General features: G+C 43.0%; 19 protein-coding genes. 6 read left to right on the forward strand and 13 right to left on the reverse strand.

What is annotated here, in order from left to right; translation table 11 throughout:
- Positions 1-4: 4 nt before the first annotated feature.
- From LHL20_RS12040 to LHL20_RS12060, 5 genes are all read right to left on the reverse strand, one after another.
- A complete protein-coding gene (locus LHL20_RS12040) occupies positions 5-1,312 on the reverse strand; it encodes a choice-of-anchor A family protein (RefSeq protein ID WP_226433473.1) in 1,308 nt (435 codons plus the stop codon).
- 174 nt (positions 1,313-1,486) lie between these two features.
- Positions 1,487-1,894, reverse strand: coding sequence for an ExbD/TolR family protein (locus LHL20_RS12045; RefSeq protein ID WP_159627811.1), 408 nt, complete (start codon positions 1,892-1,894; stop codon positions 1,487-1,489).
- Between the two features lie 142 nt (positions 1,895-2,036).
- Positions 2,037-2,825 (reverse strand): CLCA_X family protein, encoded by a 789-nt coding sequence (locus LHL20_RS12050; RefSeq protein ID WP_159627813.1) that lies wholly within the window; start codon positions 2,823-2,825, stop codon positions 2,037-2,039.
- 30 nt (positions 2,826-2,855) lie between these two features.
- Complete coding sequence (gene fldB / locus LHL20_RS12055; protein ID WP_202262510.1) at positions 2,856-3,392, reverse strand: flavodoxin FldB; 537 nt, start codon at positions 3,390-3,392, stop codon at positions 2,856-2,858.
- Between the two features lie 17 nt (positions 3,393-3,409).
- Complete coding sequence (locus LHL20_RS12060) at positions 3,410-5,311, reverse strand: alkaline phosphatase family protein (protein ID WP_226433474.1); 1,902 nt, start codon at positions 5,309-5,311, stop codon at positions 3,410-3,412.
- 102 nt (positions 5,312-5,413) lie between these two features.
- Here LHL20_RS12060 and LHL20_RS12065 point away from each other — a divergent pair, with 102 nt between their 5' ends.
- Complete coding sequence (locus tag LHL20_RS12065; protein ID WP_226433475.1) at positions 5,414-6,535, forward strand: hypothetical protein; 1,122 nt, start codon at positions 5,414-5,416, stop codon at positions 6,533-6,535.
- Between the two features lie 98 nt (positions 6,536-6,633).
- Here the strand turns inward: LHL20_RS12065 and msrA are convergent, their stop codons facing one another.
- A complete protein-coding gene (gene msrA, locus LHL20_RS12070) occupies positions 6,634-7,179 on the reverse strand; it encodes a peptide-methionine (S)-S-oxide reductase MsrA (protein ID WP_226433476.1) in 546 nt (181 codons plus the stop codon).
- Positions 7,180-7,432: 253 nt separating this feature from the next.
- Here msrA and LHL20_RS12075 point away from each other — a divergent pair, with 253 nt between their 5' ends.
- The 3 genes from LHL20_RS12075 (at position 7,433) to LHL20_RS12085 (ending at position 10,163) form a co-directional block, all read left to right on the forward strand.
- A complete protein-coding gene (locus tag LHL20_RS12075) occupies positions 7,433-7,828 on the forward strand; it encodes a thiol-disulfide oxidoreductase DCC family protein (RefSeq protein ID WP_226433477.1) in 396 nt (131 codons plus the stop codon).
- Positions 7,818-8,543 carry an SDR family NAD(P)-dependent oxidoreductase gene (locus LHL20_RS12080; RefSeq protein ID WP_226433478.1) on the forward strand — a complete coding sequence of 242 codons (726 nt, stop codon included), beginning with the start codon at positions 7,818-7,820 and terminating at the stop codon, positions 8,541-8,543. The genes LHL20_RS12075 and LHL20_RS12080 overlap by 11 nt, the downstream gene beginning before the upstream one ends.
- A 198-nt stretch (positions 8,544-8,741) precedes the next feature.
- Complete coding sequence (locus LHL20_RS12085) at positions 8,742-10,163, forward strand: sodium-dependent transporter (protein WP_159627825.1); 1,422 nt, start codon at positions 8,742-8,744, stop codon at positions 10,161-10,163.
- A gap of 81 nt (positions 10,164-10,244) precedes the next feature.
- On the opposite strand, the gene LHL20_RS12090 is transcribed toward LHL20_RS12085, so the two are convergent.
- Positions 10,245-11,069, reverse strand: a complete 825-nt coding sequence (locus LHL20_RS12090) for an NAD-dependent epimerase/dehydratase family protein (protein ID WP_226433479.1) — start codon at positions 11,067-11,069, stop codon at positions 10,245-10,247.
- Between the two features lie 171 nt (positions 11,070-11,240).
- The gene (locus LHL20_RS12095; protein ID WP_226433480.1) at positions 11,241-12,056 is read right to left on the reverse strand and encodes a DUF2884 family protein; all 816 of its coding nucleotides are present in this window, start codon (positions 12,054-12,056) and stop codon (positions 11,241-11,243) included.
- Between the two features lie 344 nt (positions 12,057-12,400).
- Here LHL20_RS12095 and LHL20_RS12100 point away from each other — a divergent pair, with 344 nt between their 5' ends.
- On the forward strand, positions 12,401-12,592 hold the full coding sequence (locus LHL20_RS12100) for a hypothetical protein (protein WP_159627831.1): 192 nt from the start codon (positions 12,401-12,403) through the stop codon (positions 12,590-12,592).
- A gap of 69 nt (positions 12,593-12,661) precedes the next feature.
- Here the strand turns inward: LHL20_RS12100 and LHL20_RS12105 are convergent, their stop codons facing one another.
- From LHL20_RS12105 to LHL20_RS12115, 3 genes are read right to left on the reverse strand one after another with little or no spacing between them, the layout of a single operon-like run.
- Entirely contained in the window at positions 12,662-14,029 is a 1,368-nt protein-coding gene (locus tag LHL20_RS12105) for a mechanosensitive ion channel family protein (protein ID WP_226433481.1), read from the reverse strand.
- A 3-nt stretch (positions 14,030-14,032) separates the two neighbouring features.
- Positions 14,033-14,926 (reverse strand): acyltransferase, encoded by an 894-nt coding sequence (locus LHL20_RS12110; protein WP_226433482.1) that lies wholly within the window; start codon positions 14,924-14,926, stop codon positions 14,033-14,035.
- A complete protein-coding gene (locus tag LHL20_RS12115; RefSeq protein WP_202262501.1) occupies positions 14,923-15,837 on the reverse strand; it encodes an acyltransferase in 915 nt (304 codons plus the stop codon). The genes LHL20_RS12110 and LHL20_RS12115 overlap by 4 nt, the downstream gene beginning before the upstream one ends.
- A gap of 113 nt (positions 15,838-15,950) precedes the next feature.
- On the opposite strand from LHL20_RS12115, the gene fghA reads away from it, so the two are divergent.
- Positions 15,951-16,793 carry an S-formylglutathione hydrolase gene (gene fghA / locus LHL20_RS12120; RefSeq protein WP_202262500.1) on the forward strand — a complete coding sequence of 281 codons (843 nt, stop codon included), beginning with the start codon at positions 15,951-15,953 and terminating at the stop codon, positions 16,791-16,793.
- Here fghA and LHL20_RS12125 read toward each other — a convergent pair.
- Together LHL20_RS12125 and LHL20_RS12130 are read right to left on the reverse strand one after the other, a co-directional pair.
- Positions 16,758-18,905, reverse strand: coding sequence for a putative bifunctional diguanylate cyclase/phosphodiesterase (locus LHL20_RS12125; RefSeq protein ID WP_226433483.1), 2,148 nt, complete (start codon positions 18,903-18,905; stop codon positions 16,758-16,760). The two genes, fghA and LHL20_RS12125, sit on opposite strands and share 36 nt — an antisense overlap.
- 9 nt (positions 18,906-18,914) lie before the next feature.
- Positions 18,915-19,400 carry a Rab family GTPase gene (locus LHL20_RS12130; protein ID WP_226433484.1) on the reverse strand — a complete coding sequence of 162 codons (486 nt, stop codon included), beginning with the start codon at positions 19,398-19,400 and terminating at the stop codon, positions 18,915-18,917.
- Positions 19,401-19,414: the final 14 nt, after the last annotated feature.

Genomic DNA, 19,414 nt, shown 5'->3' on the forward strand with positions numbered 1-19,414 from the left:
ACGCTTATTGCTTTTTTCTTCTCGTATACATAAAGCACGCAGCACCAAATAGTAACGCAATAGACGCTGGCTCACTGACGTTAATTGCACCAAAGCGATAGTTATTGATTTGGCCTGTTGGCGCAAGGTAAGGTTCGCCTTTGTCGTTGTACAAGGTCACCTCTGGCGTAACCAAGCTACTTGCAATAACGTTACCGTCTACATGGCCGTTGTAAAAGCTCAATTCAGCATAGGGGGCCAATACACTACCTTTAACACCAACCGAGTGTAAGGCTAAGCTGTCAGCATCTACAAAGTTAAAGAGAATGTTGTTGGTGTATAGGCCATCGTGACGTTGGTCAATGTTATTGTCATTGTCTCGATACTGACCATTCTCACGAAAATACTCGTTTTCTGTAGTGAATGCAGTATTGAAGAAACCAGTATTGAACAGTTCTACTTCTTTGCCGTACACATTAATAATGTTGTAGCTTGTGGTTGAGAAATCAAAAACGATGCCTTTATCACCTGCGCTAAACCAATCCGTATCAATTGAATACACGTTAACATCGTCGGTACCAGAAAAAACGATCGTATCAATGGTGTCAGTAGCACTGTCAGAACACGCATCAGCACCGCATTTAAGTGTTGTTGTGCCATTCACGTTCATATTTGCAAACGCGTTCGACTGAGCGGTTACTTCATCTTGCAACGACTGAAAGTCAATATTGTCGACGGTTACGCGATTTGCCGAATCTTTCGTTGCGCCACGCCCAGCGTTGCCACTGACCACTGAGACGTCATTGCCGTAAATAACTTCACCATCGCCAAGTCCAGCATAAGTAATGCTAACAGAACCTTCGGCATGGATATCGCCTTGATTAATACCTGCACTGTTTAACGATGCATCTCCTTTACTAAAAATACCGCCTGACTCGATGTTACCGTAAGTAACAGATGTTGATCCGCCACTATTTAGTGCACCATCAAAAGACACATTTTCAGCAGTAATCATGCCTGATACAGTTACTTGACCACCGTGAACTTGACCGTGGGTGTATGTGAGATCGCCCCCTACATAAAGCGAACTGGAAGACAGATCCGGCGTTAATAGCAAACCCACATCGAAGTGCTCGACCGTGAGGTCACCACCTACCGCTAGCTTTCCTTCGACATCAGATCGCTCACCTTCGAAATCATTAAAAATGAGGGCGTTGTATTTGAATGCGTCACTGAGTTCGATAGGCGAAGCGTCGACGCACTGAGTGAATAGTGCAGTTGCGATGGCCAGCTGTACAGCAGCGGCCTGATTATTGGCTAGTTTTATTCTCATTTATTGGCTCCAGTGACTAAACAGCCTGGAACCGATTTTCAACATGGATTTCCAGACTCACCGAATACTACGATCTGAACAAAATTCATTCGATAGCACAAGAGATACTTTGGTATAAGCCCATATACGAAAAAAGCCGCCCGAAGGCGGCTTTTTATTGATTATAAAAGCGTTTTAGCTCTTTTTAACCAATACAGATACTTTCTCGATACCTGCAATTTTAACCTGGTTCATTACTTCTACTACTGTACCGTGCTCGCTGTCTTCGTGAGCCTGGATAGCAGCTGAATCAGTGTTGTTCTCTGCAAGGTATGTTTGCGTGTTTGCTACAACACGACGAATATCAACTTCACGACCACCCATCATGATAGTGCCATCAGCATCAATACGAATAGAAAGCGCTTTTGAAGGCTTGTCATTTTTCGCTTGATTATCTTCCGGACGGTTTACATCTAAACCTTTCTCTTTCACGAACGACGTCGTTACGATGAAGAAAATCAACATGATGAACACGATGTCCAACATGGGGGTCATATCAATCTGAGCCTCGTCTTCAGCCGAGGTATGCTTCTTTCTTTTCATCTCGTCTTCTTTCTTCTGTTACGTTCGAGCGCTTTAGTATACTGCTTGTTACAAAAATATACAGACTTTTGTATAAAAACAGTGTGCTCATTAACACTTGTTGCTGGAAAAATACTCAGTTTCACAGTAAAAAAACAACAAACTAGGTCTGTTTATGTGAAATGGCGACACCTAATTGGTAAAAATACAACATCAATGCCTGATTGAGTGATGTACGCAAGTTACCATGAGGATAAATGCCAAGTCTAGCTTCCGTTGATTTTTTTGTGCCTTGCACTAAAAACGCGTTTTTGATTTCGTGATCCTGAATACACGCTTCAAACGCACGGGCAGCCATCTCCTGAGGCATAGCATAATAATACATTTTTAACGCGCGATCAGCCTCTACGGATCGCACAAAGTACTCATTGGGCCTCTTTTGATCATTTAGGAACAACAACGAGAAGCAATTGCTCAATTTTTGATTTAATGGATGTGAGTGCATGGGGGCATTATCTAGCCATGCTTGTGTGGCAAACGACCCAGGCGCAACGCCATCAAACATACGCGGTGCAATATAGTGGTCAAACGCGTGAAACCATTCATGGGCAAGAGCGCCAGCGCCTGCATTTTTCGCAAGTGCAAGTTGTCGTTTGGTGCTGTTGTAATGTGCACTTGAATGCTTTTGACCACCGCTACCAAATGCCAAAGATAATGAGCCATTAAGCGATAGCACTTGTTCGTTAACATTCAAGATCGCCACGAGATCGTACAATGCGTCAAAAAACAAATTCGCCGCGATCTGTTGCTCTTCTGCGGTAACCCAGCGACCCACTGTGATCGTTGCAAAGTTAAAAAGCTTTCTTATGTCCTGAAACGAGACATCAGCACCATCGCGATGGCTTGGACCATTGCGATAGAATTGTTGATGGATTCGACCTTTAGATTCCATGTTCACAATGCAGGTGATACCTGTGGCGTGTTACGCCATCTCGCCGAGTAATTGCTCACACCATGCTTCTATACGCGCTTCACTTTTATCGTATTGGTTTTCGTCATCAAGCGATAACCCAACAAATTGTGATTTATCATCGGTAAGGGCTTTAGAAGCAGTAAACTCATAGCCTTCATTAGGCCAGAAACCGATGATTTTACATCCTGATGGAGCTATGGCGTCGTGTAGCATGCCGAGTGCGTCTTGAAACCACTCACCGTAGCCAAGTTGATCGCCAAGACCAAACAAGGCAACGGTTTTACCTTGCAAATCAAGCTGATGCGCTTCGTCCCAATGAGATTCCCAGTCTTCCTGAAGTTCCCCGAAATCCCAAGTAGAAATGCCAAAAATGACAATGTCGTATTCTGCTACGCGTGACAAGCTAACGTCTTTGATATTGTGTAGCACCACAATATCATCATCAAAGAGACTATTGAGCTGCGCTTGGATCTTTTCCGCCGCCATTTCTGTGTAACAGGTTGTTGAACCGTAAAACAATCCGATGGACAGGGCGCTATCACTCATTAGATACCTCTTTTGAACTAATCATTTTCAATTGGCGGGAATTCTACCTCTTTACCGTTGGACAACAAAGCCTTGCATTCTACTTGTGTGCTTTTGTGTGAAATTTTTAATACACCAAGTGCAGAACCGTTAAAAAGTTCCCCGTATCCCATACTGGGGTGACGAGGCTTAACTGACATATTTCGTCGTTTGGTGAAAAGGTTCAACGGAGATTTAGTGCGATATAAAATGCGATTCAAGCGATCTAACCATTTTATTAACCCATCAGGGAAAGCGTTCTTTAAGCCACTACAGGTAAATTGAGTGATGTGCGGGCTATTACGTCTAAAGCGCAGGCGAACATCGTAAACAAACGAGTAATGCACGTCACCTGACAATATGATGAATTCAGGTGGAGTTTTATAGTGCCTAAAAATGTTGAGCATGACATTGGCCGTACCTTTGTGTGCCATCCAGTTCTCGGCATCTACCGTTAGCGCTTTGCCAAAAAAAGTGAATACTTTTTGAATCGCCTCTATGACTTTTACGCCATAAATGGGAGCTGCTGATACGACAATTACGGCTTCTTTACCTATGATAGAGTGTTGAAAGTCACAGAGGGCTTCCCAGTCCATAAGTCCAGAAGGCTTATTCATATTAGACTCTGACCGCCAGCGTTGTGTTCTTGTATCTAAAACTTCTATCGGCGGGGTGGTATCTAACCGATAGTGCCATTCGTCGAATTCGAGTAACTCGTCAATGAAATCATCGTGCTTTTCAATGCCGTTACCTCGCATTTTCTCCATAGCGCTTTTAATTAGCGGCGATACTTTTTCTGGTGCATTACCCCAACCCTGGCATAGCAAATAGCCAATTAATGCGTTACCAATCATTCGCTTAGAAAGTGGGTTTCCATAAACCTCTTGTTCCCAGCCCCGCGTTAGGTTCCAGTCGTCGGTGACATCATGATCATCAAAAATCATATAGGTAGGGATATGGGCCAGCGCACGCCTTACTTTAGGTAAAGCGTTGACGAACCCTTCAATGGCATGCTTTTCTTTATCGAATGAGGCGCTATATTTTTCGCCTACATGTTCCGAATCTATAGTGATACTTGGCCAAAGTGCATCAGACCAGACCAGCAAGTACATTGCGATAATTTCAGCACTACCAATAAGGTGGTTTTGCGCATTAACCGAGGTGAAAACAGGCTTTTTCTTGGCTCCGAAAAATAGTGACGACAGCGCGGTATTGGTGGCAATCTGCGGAAGAAGCTGTTCGCGTTCATAGAATCCGTGTGGATGCGTTGCGAGTTCATCTGTGTTGCTTACCACCGCTCCCTCAAGAGACTCATGAAAAAGACCAAGTTGTTCAATAGTGTGGTGAATCGCTTTAAGCATGGGACCGGCAACATCATCTGCATATATTTGATCGCCAGTCATTAGCAATAAATCTGGGCAGAGAGTTTGCTTTGAAAATGCCGTTTCGTGCAATACATCGACTTGAGTAAGGGCGTCATCACCGTGAAAATGCGGTTTTCTACACGAGCCATGAAGAATGGTTTGGGGAGTTTGCGTGTAATGAAAGCTCAGCAAAGTTTGATTGCTGTAAAGTAATGCTTCTTGTTCGTTGTCCCATCGAGTCTGCTCTGATGAATCGTTAAATTGTAAGGCATAGCCTATACGCTTACGATCCTCAAAGTGGGTGTTGCTTTTAAAATGCAGCAAATGAATATACGCGTGCTTACCAACTTGAATACTTTCGACTTGTGCTTGCCCGTTAATTGTCGTTTTATCGTGGGTTAAGGACAATTTTGGTGCGTCCGCGATAGAAGTACACACCCATATGTAGCATGAGTTTTCTGTTACTTTTCGTACAATAGGCCCTGCAATGACAAGTGGAAGTTGCTGCGTAGAAATGACTAAACCCTCTAAGTACACATTTACAAACCTTTACCTTACTCTTTTTTGTCTATAAACGGTATGCTGGATATACTCCCTTACAATTTAGAAGCAGAATGTTTCAAAAAGGAATCTTTTAGCATGTTAAGAAACTCGATGTTTACTGCTTGTGTGGTGTTGGCAATCTCTGCCTGCAGTGAGCCTAAGGACGTTGTTATTGCTCCCCAAAAGACCGATCTTACTGAGGTCTCAGTGGGTCAATGGATCAAAGACAGTAGTGGAAAGGTCATGTTTGATCCTCAAACATCCGGTTTAGTGGAAGTAGGCGGGCAACTTATCACGATTGCTGATGCCAGTGCTGATGTTACACAGCAGTTGAAGTTACATACGATTGACCCTGCCAGCGCTACGCTTACGCATTCAAGTGCCACATTTTCATTTTCTAATGCAGTCAGACGCAGTTGCTTCTACACGTACTTAAGCTCACAACCCGATTTAGAAGCGTTAGCCGTAGATCCTCGCGACCCCAAGATTATTTATACCGTAACAGAAGACGCTACTCGCACAGGTGCTTTAAGCCCGCGCTGTGAATCTAAGTACGAGGCTACTGGCTCAACAGATTATCCAACACTTTTGGTTAAACTAACGCAAAAAGACAACGGCAGCGTTGAAATGAGCGATGTACGCCCGCTTCAGTTTCCTATTGATTTTGAGGTAGGTAACTTCCCCAATGATGGCATTGAGGGGTTAACCATGGATAGTGACGGTACGCTTTATATTGGCCTAGAAAAAGATAAAGCGGGTCAACCTAGAATCTTTACACTTAATATTGGCGATGATTTTTGGTCATCTAGCGATTTTGCCAGTGTGTCAGATCCTCAATTACGTCTTCCCGTTTTTACTTCGGGAAATCATCCTATTAACGGACTTGCGCTTCACATCACACAAAGCGGTGACGTATTTTTGCTCGCGGCTGCACGCAATGATAATGAACTTTGGGTAATTGACAGTACAAAACAAAAAGCCACAAAGCGGATCCCCATAACGTTTAAAGTTAACGGCGGCGAAGCGTGTGGTGAGTATCTCATGGATAATGCGTCAATGGAGGGGCTTGTTGTGGTTGATTCAACGCTATGGATAATTAACGATCCATGGGAAAAAAACTACATGAAAAACGCTACCTGCGAAGCCGATACCCCTCGGTACGAAGATCTTGCACCTTTGTTATTCCCGCTTACATTAAAAGCAAGTTGGTTTGAGTAGTTTTTACCTATTAGTCGGGTAAAAAAGGGTTGTTAGTACAACCCTTTTTTAATTTGTGAAGAACAGCTTTAAGCGTGCACTTGCGTTGAGTAATGTGATTAAGCGTCGCTTCTTAAACGAGATGCAAATGTCTTCTTAAATTTTGCTAATTTAGGCGCAACAACCATTGAGCAATATTGGTTCTGAGGATTGTTTTTAAAATAGCTCTGGTGGTATTCCTCAGCAGGGTAATAATTATTGATTGCGACAATTTCTGTGACTACCGGATCTGGCCAAATGGCATCTTCAGTAATTTCTGCAACAATTTTTTCAGCTTCTGCTTTTTGCGCTTCATCGTGGTAAAAGATAGCACTGCGATACTGTGTACCCACATCGTTACCCTGTCGATTTAGCTGTGTAGGGTTATGTAATGCGAAGAAGATTTCCAGTATTTCGCGGTACGAAATAATATCGGCATCAAAATTTATTTGTACCACTTCTGCATGGCCGGTATCACCTTTGCAGACTTCTTCATAGGTTGGATCTGCTTTTTCTCCGCCAGCGTACCCAGATATTGCATTATCAACACCTTCTACTGTGTTGAAAGCCGACTCAATACACCAAAAGCAGCCGCCTGCGAGCGTTGCAACTTGCTTGTTAGCCATAATAAAACCTCAATAAAAATCAACTTGCACTAGTGTGGGTGCGAGAGCCTTACAACTCAAGTCATCCAAGCCTGTTTTTTTAGCGTATAAACGAATAATTAATTATAAAAAATCAACCCTGCGAGTTTACATGCAGGGGAATCGGTATCCCAAGTAGCATGGTCATCAGGCCAACTAAGTAAAACGTGAATAACAATAGCTCAACAACGTATTTTGTAAGAGCGCTAAGTGTAAATAATTCAAAGGTGGTTTCGTGATTATTTTCTACGATAGCTATTGCCCATTATGTATGGCAGAAATGAGGCATCTGAAAAAGCGAGATAAGCATAATCGGCTTACACTGGTTGACATTCAGGCTCCTGATTTCGCTTCTCGTTACCCTTCGCTTGATTGGCAAGCACTAAATGCGCGCATACACGGGATGACCGACGACGGTATTGTAATAACAGGCCTAGATGTCACTCATCTGGCTTGGAAAGCGGTGGGAATGGGCTGGCTATATGCTCCGCTTCGCTGGCCTGGTATACGCATTATCGCAGACGCCGTATACAACATTTTCGCAAAACATCGCTATACGATTTCATACTGGCTAACAGGTAAAAAACGAACCTGCGAACGCTGTGTACCCGGAGAAAGTAATGACAACTAAAACACTTATAGTCGGTGCTTCTGGTGGAATTGCATCGGCACTTATTCATCAATGTGCTTCGCGAGGTGACGATGTAATTGCGGTGACTCGTGGCAGTGTCTCTACCGATAGTAGTGCTTCAAACATAATGTATGTTCAATTAGCCGAACAAGACGATAAACATATTGCATCGTTTATTGAACAGCTTAGAGAAGACGATGTCGTGTTAAATACGGTGATAATAACCACTGGTTTTCTTCACGATGAGAATAAAAACATACACCCTGAAAAACGCTTAGAAGATGTGCGTGAAGACGCACTTGAAACATACTTCGCGGTAAATACCATCATTCCTTCGCTATGGATAAAGCACTTGGTCAACGTTATGGATAAAAACGATGCAACCTTAGTATGTTTAAGTGCGCGGGTGGGAAGTATTTCCGATAACGGGTTGGGAGGCTGGTATGGTTATCGCGCCTCAAAGGCGGCGCTTAATATGTTTGTTAAAACGGCGTCAGTTGAATATCAACGCAGGCTTAAACATGCGCTTCTCGTTTGCTATCACCCAGGCACAGTCGATACGTCGCTTTCTAAGCCTTTTCAAAAAAATGTGGCGGCGAAAAAGTTGTTCACACCTGACTTCACAGCCAAGCAACTTCTTTCGCATTTGTCGTCACTTAATCGTGAGCAAACCTGTCATTTCATTGACTGGGATGGTCAAGTGGTAACCTGGTGATACGGTCAGACCAGATTTCTGTGTATTCAACATCAAGACTTTTTATTTCACTGCTGTTACCATGCTGTTTTTGGGAATGGTGCAGCGTATTGATACGCCTTAACCGGTTGCAATACAACGCGTTGACGCCACAAGTGAGTCACCACATATAACGCCATCCCGATAATAAATAACAATAACTCAACAAGAGGAAGGGATATGAGCGGGGCCAGAGAACAGTTCGGATCGCGCATAGGGTTTATTTTAGCTGCTGCAGGTTCTGCAGTGGGCATTGGTAATTTGGTTGGATTCCCCGTTGGCGCTGCCAAAAACGGCGGTGGTGCATTTTTATTAATGTACGCTATTTTCGTGTTTGCCATTTGTTTGCCGGTCATGTTGGCTGAAATGTCAGTGGGCCGTCATGCCAAGAAAGACCCATTAGGTGCTTATAGTGCAATTAGTAACAACAGCCCAAAATGGAAGCTCGCCGGCTGGTTAGCCATTGCTACGCCATTCATGATCGCCGTGTTTTATATGGTTATCACGGTATGGATTTTCGGTTATTTATTTGAAGCGGTAAGCGGAAACTTAGATAAATTGGCAAACCCAGACACCTTTGGGTTATTTATTAATTCACCGTCGATATTCGCTTACATGGCCGTTGTGGTAGGGGTGGTATACCTTATTCTTCAAGGTGGCGTAAAAGAGGGTATTGAAAAGGCTGCAAAGCTACTGATGCCTGCGCTTTTTGTCATGCTTCTGGGTCTTGTGGTATTTGTATTGACTCGTGACAATGCCATGGCGGGTGTAGAGTTTTATATTATTCCAGACTTCTCAAAGCTTACTGCTTCAGTGATTAACGGTGCCTTATCTCAGGCCTTTTTCTCGTTATCGCTGGGTATGGGGATTTTGATCACCTACGGTAGTTACATTGACAAGCGAGCTGATGTACCAAACTCTGCAAAACTTGTCGCGTTAACCGATACTGCTGTAGCGTTTACCGCTGGCTTAATGATTTTGCCTGCTATCTTTTCATTTAATCCAGAAATTAACCCTGATGAATTGAGTGAGTCATCAGTGGGCATGATATTTACGTACTTGCCTAGTATCTTCTTGGCCTTACAAGAGTCAATTGGTTATACAGGTGCGTCGGTGGTTGCCAGCTTGTTCTTCTTGTTAGTGTTCTTCGCGGCAATTACCTCGTTAGTTTCAATTTTTGAAGTCCCGGTAGCTGCACTGATGGACGAGAAAGGGGTAAGCCGAAAGTGGGCATTGGCTTCACTGGGAAGCATCATGATAGTACTAGCGATCCTCAGTGCATTGTCTTTTGGCAAGGTTGAGTTTTTGACTACCTTTATGCACTACGCGGGCGTAGACAAATCCCTTTTTGATGTGATCTTCGATGTGTTCTACGAAACGATTTTGCCACTTAACGGCTTACTCATTTGTATTTTCGTTATTCATCGCTGGAAGAGTGCTAATTTCAACAAGTCGTTGGAAGAAGGAAGCAACGGCTTCAAAGGTAGCTGGTTCGAAAAGTACGTGGATATCTCTTTGAAAACATTTATTCCACTTATTCTCCTGGTTATCTTCGTTAACACGGTAGCAGTGAAGTACTTCTCCTTTAGCTTCTTTGGCTAATGTTGTAGCACCTGACATACAATTGAAAAAAAGGCGACTCAGTGAGTCGTCTTTTTTATTGCATTTGAGAGGGCGTTTTCTTCAGAACATTGTATACGGGTCATTAAATGAAGGCGTAATACCCAGCGACGCCCAGCTAGCTGAAGCATCTATTACTTTGCCGCAAGCGGGAGAGTTAGTGTCGCTAAAGACAGGTTCCGGGATAGCGAATGCTGTAGCTGCTCTGGTGTAATACTCACCACGTTTAGGGTGATTAGCGCTACACAAATGATAAAGCCTTTTATCTGATGGCAATGTTATAATTTTGGTGAGAGCGGCGACTACATCGGTAACATGTACTAAGTTAACGCGTTTGTTGCCCATACTCACTGTACGTCCACTGAGTGATTTTGCAGGGTGACGGTCTGGCCCTACAAGACCCGCAAGACGAACACAAGTGAGCTTAGTCCTGCTGCTTAGTAAACCTACTTGCTCTGACAAATATTGCTCTATAGCCACATGTGCTTTCGCCGATGCCGTCTCAGGGGATAGTGGGGCAGTCTCGTCTAGTGTGTTATCAGTGCTGTCACCATAAACGGATGTTGTACTGATAAAAACGATATGTGCAACGTTTGATGCGATGGCATCGTCGATAAGTGCATACATCTTCTCAGTAAAGGCATCTAAGTCAGTGTTGCGTCTTCCTGGGGGAATATTAATGACGAACGTGGCATTTGATAAGTGAGTACAAAGTTCGGCTGTATCATCGCCTAACGCAAACTGAACAGCATTTATTCCTTGTTGAGAAAGCGCAGTGCGTTTTTCACTGCTTCTTGTTGTCCCTACAATAGGCATATGCTGTTTAAGCGCGTCACCAAGATAACCTGCGAGCCAGCCATATCCACTAATTACGAGTTTTTGCTGCATGGTGTTTTCTTTATTGAAGTGTGTATGAAACTAAGATGATTACTTAGGATGTTAAAACAGGCAAGGGCGATGAAGAAGAAACACTTAACCAGCGTGACAGGAATCGCTATTTTATACCAAAACGCCGAGCTCTAAGCTCGGCGCAGTATTCTTTTTTGGGTTTTCAGGCAATTACATCTTCATTTCGCCATGGCTATCTAGATCAAGTAAGTTGAGATCGTCTAGCCCTGAGATAGATGCCTGCATTTGGCTTTCTGCATAGTCTGCTTTTTTAAGCACTTTGCACAGTGCGTTGCCTTTTTCTTCCAACGCTGCAGCTTGAGACTCCAGTCTGAACTCAAGGTCTTCGCCCCACGCCTCCATTCTTTGTTCAAACTCATCCATATCACCACCTTCCCATAGCATTTGCGTACCAAGTGCAATCAAAATTCTGCCCATTGATTCGCTAATAAGTGATTCAAGTTCTGCTTCAAATTCTTGCTCCCAACTTTCGTCAAACCAGCCTGGCTCGTCAAATTTTGTTGAGTCTACACGGATGTTACCAGCATCATCATAAAACGAGTCTGAAAGCTTTGTTTCCAAATTAGTGAACAAGATTTGAAAATCATCATCAAGTTCGTTATCGCCACCAAGCAGTTCAGAAAACACTTCTGTCACAGCAACATTCGCAATTTCCAAACCTTCACTTGCAATCGTTAAGGTCATTGGAATGGCCATATCGATGTTGTCATAGTACTCGGCAACCCATTTTTGTTGGTCGCTATTAAGCGCAACATCACGGCCATTTACCGTTAGGTTGTGAAATTTGTCGATAGTCATGACTGAACCGTTATCCATCTTGACGGTAAGATCGCCTTGGTAATACTGAATGTGTCCATCTAATTCGATATCACAACTATTGTTTTGGAAGCTTGTATTATGTGCCAATGCTTGGCCGCCAAATAAAGCACTTGCTACTGCAGCTGAAAGTAATAGTTTTTTCGACATTGTTATTTCCTTAATCAATAGTGACGAAGCAATTGGCATACACGTGTAGTTAGCTCGCATGCGTGCATGGTTATACGTAATTGTTTCAATAGTTGGGAAAGGTATTGCAATGCCCTTGCCAAAAAGATTTTTGTATAAAATACAATGTTTTATCTATTTTTGAGTTGCGAGCAAGACAAGCATTAATTAATTTTTTAGTGAAATGATCTATAAAGTAGTAATTTTGACCAAGATCAAAGGTTAGCGAAAGTCATCTTATTGTAGGTAATTAAACCGAGGTTAAGCATGTTCAAAACATTTTAATTGGTGCATAATACCGCCAATTATTTTAAGGGGTTACCACAATGGCTGATTGGATTAATGCAATTATGTTTGGTGTTGCGCTAATTGCCTTTACGCTTGGGCTAAGCAGCATCGTTATGGGCTTTATGACAGCGAAAGCTGGTGCTGAAGGCATGCAAGAAAAAATCGAGTATGGCTTCTTTGGTGTTACAGGCCTAGTGCTTTGCTTATTAATGGCATATGCAATTGCATAGTAGTACTTTTCAGAGTTAAATAAAAAAACCGGCTACACTAAGCCGGTTTTTTTGTGCCTTGCTGAAGGCTTAGTCAGCTTGCTGATGGGGCTGTGATTCTATTTTAGGTAGTGATTCTGTCTTAGATGGTGATTCTGACTTAGGTAGCGATTCTGACTTAGGTGAGAGCACCGCCGATTCTCGCTGAGCCAATAACGACAAATGGCCGTCTCTTTGGTAAGCGCGTAAGTCGAATGGCGCAAGCATTGCCATAACGTGATCAAAAATATCAGCCTGAACCTTTTCGTATTTTACCCATGCTTTCTCAGCACTAAAGCAATAGATTTCCAGTGGAAGGCCTAATTCGTTAGGCGGCAGTTGGCGAACCATTAATGTCATTTCTTGATTAATGCTGGGGTGTTTGCGTAAATACGCTTCAAGATACGCCCTAAATGTACCAATATTGGTAAGTCGTCGGCTGTTGAGTAGGTCAGACTCATCAATGGAATAATCGCGATGATAAGCGCGTAACTCGTTTTTCTTCTTCTCTATATACTCATTGATATAACGAATACTTGAAAAACGCGCCAGCATGTCGTTATCACAAAGCTTGATAGAATGTACATCAATGTAAATAGCCCGCTTTATTCGACGTCCACCAGACTCTTGCATACCGCGCCAGTTCTTAACTGCTTCTGTCGTTAAGCTGTATGTCGGCAGGGTAGATATTGTGTTGTCCCAATTTTGGACTTTTACATTGGTGAGACCAATTTCTAAAATCTCGCCATCTACCTCGTACTTAGGCATGGCAATCCAGTCACCGGTGTTAAACATGCGATTGGCGGCAATTTGGATACCCGCGACAAAACCTAAGATAGTATCTCTAAAAATAAGTAGAAGTACTGCAGCAAGTGCGGTTAACCCCGATACAATGAGTAACGGGCTCCTGTCTACTATCAGTGAAATACTCAGTAAAATAGCCACAATCGCAAACGCCAGCTTAGTGACTTGAATAAAGCCCGTTATTGGAGCTCTTCTAGATAGGGCTGAGGCGTTATAAACATCCTCGACAGTACTTAATAGCGCATACAGAGCTAGCAGCCCACTATACAACATATATAGCTGTGCACTTTTAATCACCATGCCATGCATGACGGCTACATCTTCAATGAGCACTGGAGTGGCGATGTAGATAAATAATGCTGGGAAAAGATGCATTAAGCGTCTAAAGAAACCATGCTCTTGAAGTGCATTGTCCCAGCGGTTATTTGATTTATAGACCCAATTGGCAATTTGAGGGCGAATGAGAAGACGCGCAATTATGTAAATAAACGCCGAGATAATTAAAATGCCACTCAGCGCGAGTACATTGTAGAGCGGGTCCTCAGTTGTGAGGCTCGGAAAAACATCGTTAATTAAATGAATAAAGGTATCGCGTATCGAGCTGCTCACTTCCATCGTTTACGACTCCAATAATTTCTTAATTCGGCTGTCTTTGTTTTTCCACAAATTGTTGAGCCAATCTTGGAAATAAAGACGGAACTCAGACTCTGAACGATCTGACTCTTGTTGTAATTCCGGTATAGGAGTGACATTTACATCGATTACGATTTTTGTCATTTGCCCGCTTAACATTGCCATCATTGGATGACGCTTGTTTTCGGGGTACAGAAGGGAAATATCCAATACATTAGTGAACAATTCCCCCATAGCCGCTAGTGTAAACGACACGCCGCCTGCTTTTGGCGGGAGTAAATGGGCATACGGACTTTGTTTTGCGACATGCTTATCTGTAGTAAAGCGTGTTCCTTCAACAAAGTTGATAACTGTCGTAGGTACAGTTCTGAATTTTTCGCAATATGCCTTTGTGGTTTCTAAATCTTTGCCTTTCTTTTCAGGGTGCTTTTCCAGATATGCGCGCGTGTATCTGTGCATAAAAGGCATATCAAGTGCCCAGGCCCCTAAACCAACAAACGGTAGCCAGATCAGCTCTTTTTTCAAGAAGAATTTGGGGGCAGGAATACGATGTGTAGCAAATTCAATGAGCAGAATTATATCCAGATAGCTCAAATGATTGGCAATAATAAGATACCAACGGTCTTTGGCTAATTCGCCGTGTACTGAGCATTCGATATTCACGTTATTAAACAACCGAATAAGCAACACACTTACGCGCCCAAAGCTGAACATCAGCGCGTGCATAACCTTATTCCAAAGCGCTTTGACCGTCCCGTTAGGCAATAGCAATTTAACAAGGCCAAGCAAAATAATGAGGCCACCCCACAACGCGAGATTCAAAATTTGTAGTGTGGTGTGAATAACAAAAATAAAAGGAGCTAGTACTGCACGGATCATAATGGTTTCTGAGTTGCGTTAAGTGATTCCAATAAATTATCTTTTGCCTGCCAACGCTCGTTTAACCACGATTGGAATCGTGCTCGAACTTGCGGATCTTCAAAGTATTTATCGCTAAAAATGCCATTTTCCATAATGTCTTTTATTGGCATAACGTCAATATTCACACGAATATCGCGCACTTTACCACTGACAAAGTCCCAAAAGGAAGGTACGCCCTGAGGATAATCAATAGTGACATCAATGAGTTTGTGAAGATGATTCCCCATGGCTGAAAGCACAAACGCAATACCGCCTGCTTTGGGCTTTAGCAGGTGGTTAAAAGGTGACGCCTGCTTGTCGTGTTTGGCTTTTGTGAATCGCGTGCCTTCTACAAAGTTCATAATACTCACAGGCTTAGAGCGAAACTTTTCGCAAGCCTTGCGGGTAGTTTCCATATCCTTACCTTTTAGGTGAGGGTTTTTGGCCAAAAATGATTTTGAATAGCGACGCATGAATGGGAAGTCGAGTGCCCACCACGCTAGACCAAGAATAGGAACGTAAATGAGTTCTTTTTTGAGGAAAAACTTCAAAAACGGAATTTTGCGGTTAAAAACCCGTTGAAGAACCAGTATATCAACCCAAGATTGATGATTAGCTAACACGAGGTACCAGTCGTCTCGAGTGAGTTTCTCTAGGCCGTTAACGTGCCATGTTGTGCCACCGCTGATACGTTGATTCATGTTGTTAACCCCAATCCACGCTGTCGCGCAGGCGTCGAGTAAATAAGAAATGAAGCGACGCCATTGGGGAATAGGTATTAGCTTAAACACTGACAATAACAAAATGGGCGTAGCCCAAATTACAGTATTTAGAAAATAGAATATGACTGAAATAGTGCCAACAATATGATGCAACACGGCTTTAACCATTGTACTTACCTCAAAAATTAGGCGCTTAGTGTAAACGAACTTGATCTAAAATCCGATAGAGCCTTTACTGATTCCACAATAAAGGCACAAATAAATGAATAAAAGGAAGAAAAATGGAGCTTATTGGCGAAAATAGAGCATTTGGAGGCAAACACCTTCGTTACACTCACGCTGCGAAAACCACCCAATGCGATATGACGTTTGCGATATTTCTACCCCCTTTTGCGTCAGACGAGAAACCTGTTCCTGTGCTTTACTGGCTATCTGGGCTGACCTGTACCGACCAGAATTTTATGCAAAAAGCCGGGGCGATGAAACTTGCTGCTGAATTAGGTATGGCAATAGTTGCCCCCGATACTTCACCACGTGGTGACAATGTGCCAGACGATGAAAATGGCGCGTATGACTTTGGTCTTGGGGCTGGCTTCTATGTTGATGCAACCGAGGCACCATGGTCTGAGCACTATAATATGTATAGCTATATCACCAAAGAGCTACCCGAGCTCATAGAAAGTGCGTTTCCAGTTACCAAAGAGAGGGCGATTAGTGGCCACTCGATGGGAGGCCACGGTGCATTAGTTATTGGCATGCGTAACCCCAACAGATATGTGTCTGTCTCAGCGTTTAGTCCTATAGCTAACCCAATGGATTGTGGATGGGGGCAGAAGGCGCTGGGTAACTATCTTGGAAGCGATAAGACTGCGTGGCAAGACTATGATGCGTCTGTTCTATTGGCGAGCAAAACCCATTACATTCCATTGCTTGTAGAGCAGGGTACAAAAGATGAGTTTCTGCACGAGCAATTAAAACCACAGTCGTTGGTTCACGCAGCTCAGCACTCTGAAACACAACTTACGTTAAATATGCATGAAGGCTACGATCACAGCTACTACTTTATTGCTTCTTTTATTGAAGAGCATTTAGAGTTTCACGCTGGCCACATGGGGCTCATTTAGTCGCTTTGCCACTGCAATAAATTCAGGCAGAGGGACGGGGCGCTGGTAAAAATATCCCTGACCATAGGTGCACTGATGCGTTTGTAAGAAGGTTTGTTGCTCGATGGTTTCAATACCTTCTGCAATAATGTTGATATTTAGATTCTTCGCAAGGCCAAGGATGGCTTGCACAATGGCCTGATCGTCAGTGTTGTTTTCAAGTTCGCTGACAAAAGAACGATCAATCTTAAGTTCATCAATCGGCAGCTTCTTCAGATAAACCAGTGAACTAAAACCTGTGCCAAAGTCATCAATTGACACGGTAACACCCATAGCCCTTAGTTCATTCAATAGTACAGAGACGGTATCTAGGCGTTTAATTAATATGCTTTCGGTGAGTTCAATAGATAAGTGACGTGGTGCTATATCATGCTCGACAATGGCTGTTTTAATTTGATCAAGTAAATTGAGATCGCTGACTTGTCGACCAGAAATATTGATCGCCAACCGGATATCAATATCTAACGCTGTGAGTTGTTTAATGGTGCTACAGGCTGTATTGATAAGCCATTCGCCGAAGGGAAAAATTAGCTCACTTTTCTCCGCAAGGGGAATAAAAACCTCGGGTGAAATAAACTTTCCGTCGGCAGTAATCCAACGGGTTAGTGCCTCACACTTTACGATTTTGCCTGACGATAAGTCGACAATAGGTTGCAGGTACAACTTTAACTCGTTGTTGTCGATGGCTTCGCGAAGTTCATTCTCAAGTTTGTTCACCGCATGATGCTGTCGGTGTAGTGCTTCACTGTAGACTAGCGCACTATTTTTGCCTTTATATTTCGCTGCTTGCAGCGCTATATCCGCGTGATGAAGCAAGGATTCTGGCGAGCTACAGTTGCTTGGAAAACTGACTTCACCAATATTTACTGCCAAATTTGGTTCCGTGCCATCAAGTACCGTGTAGGTTCGGGTCAGTTTTTCAATTAACCCCTGAATAAACTCTGCTGTAGCTTGGCCATTAAAGGCATCATCGCGTTTAATTAACGCAAACTCGTTGCTTCCTATACGGGCAATAAAGCCTTTGTTGTTGACATAACTTTGAAGACGCAGCGCAAAAGACTTGAGAATTTCATCGCCAGATTTGTAGCTGAGCACTTCGTTAATGCGCTTGAACTGACAAATATCGATGATAAAAAGCTTAAATGGTACACCTTCATTGATAAGTCGGCGAATGGTATCTAAAAAGATGCTTCTACTGGCAACATTTGTCAAAGAGTCCATTCCAGTGTTGCTTAATACTTTCTCACGCTTATTGTGAATATGCGTAATATCAGTGAACAGATAAACCCAATGAGTGAGATCTTTTCCTTGAAGTACCGGGTGAATAGTGACTTGTAGCCACGTACTAAAGCTGCCGAGCGGTTGCCAAAATACTTCCCCTTGCCAAGGAGATTTCTTTTTCACAAGAGAGGGCAAGAAGGACTGAGAGGTGTCCATTAAGTGCAGTAATTCAGAAATACGCTTAGTACTTGGTGTGGTGCTGTTGCAGACCAGCAAGCGATGAGCAGCCCTGTTATCTAAAACTAATTGTCCTTGTGCATCAAGGATCACAACCCCCGTATCAAGGTCGTAAATTGCTTGTTGAATTGGTGGTACTAATCGTTGCAACCGACTATTTTTTCTAAGCACGTCATTAAGTTTGTGACGAATGTATTCGTGTTGACCAACAATTTCATGATGGCTAAGCAGTAACTCTCTAGCGGTTTGTAGTGTTCTTCGCTTGTCGTTGAATTCGTCCTCAACGTTTTTAATAACAAGATAACGAGAATCACTGCCGCTGTTTATGGCTAACGCTTCTAGACGCAAGTCAGCTTGGTCTATTTGTTCGGTCCAAAATCCAGAGGATAAGGTGAACGCCGTATCACCTTGCCAAACTTGCTCGGCATCAATAAAAAAGTCACAGAGAAAGAGAGAGGGAGTTTGTTCTTTTAATAAGCGGTTGTGCGTATCTAGCGTAACGATGCCGTTTAACCAAGGAAGGTCAGTGGTTAAACATTCGATGTCATTAGCCTTATTGCAACGGAACAATGCACAATTGGTAATGCCAAGCGCGTTTAATAAGTGAATGTCCATGGTTCCCTCCTACCAAAACGCGATCGTATTAAATAATTTATCTACGTTCTCACCGGTCTTAGCGCTTGTTTTAATAAGTGCAGCGAATTTTTGAGCATAAGACGCCAGTTCTTCTTCGCTCCAATGCCAGCTAGTGGGAAGATCAGTCTTATTCACCACAAAAAAAGCGGGTACATTTGGGTAATGGTCTCTCGCTAACTCCAAAATTTCCATACCTTCTAATAGCGACTGTGAGCGAGTTTGATCAACCACAATAATGTATGCACTCGCTCCGCGAAGGTAGCGAGGATTAAAACCGCAGTAACGGTCAATCCCTTCCAAATCCCATATCAGCAATTGCACATCGTTGTCCTTTTCATGTACGTGCTTTTTATCGATTTTAACGCCGATAGTCGTCTTATATTTTTCAGAAAAAATGCCTTCAACAAACTGCTTGGTAAGGCTCGTTTTACCTACGCCTGTTGGTCCTAATATGCATATTTTCTTCTGGATCACGAGAAAGCTTCCTT

It is taken from the genome of Alteromonas sp. McT4-15, from assembly GCF_020515205.1.
GTDB lineage: Bacteria > Pseudomonadota > Gammaproteobacteria > Enterobacterales > Alteromonadaceae > Alteromonas.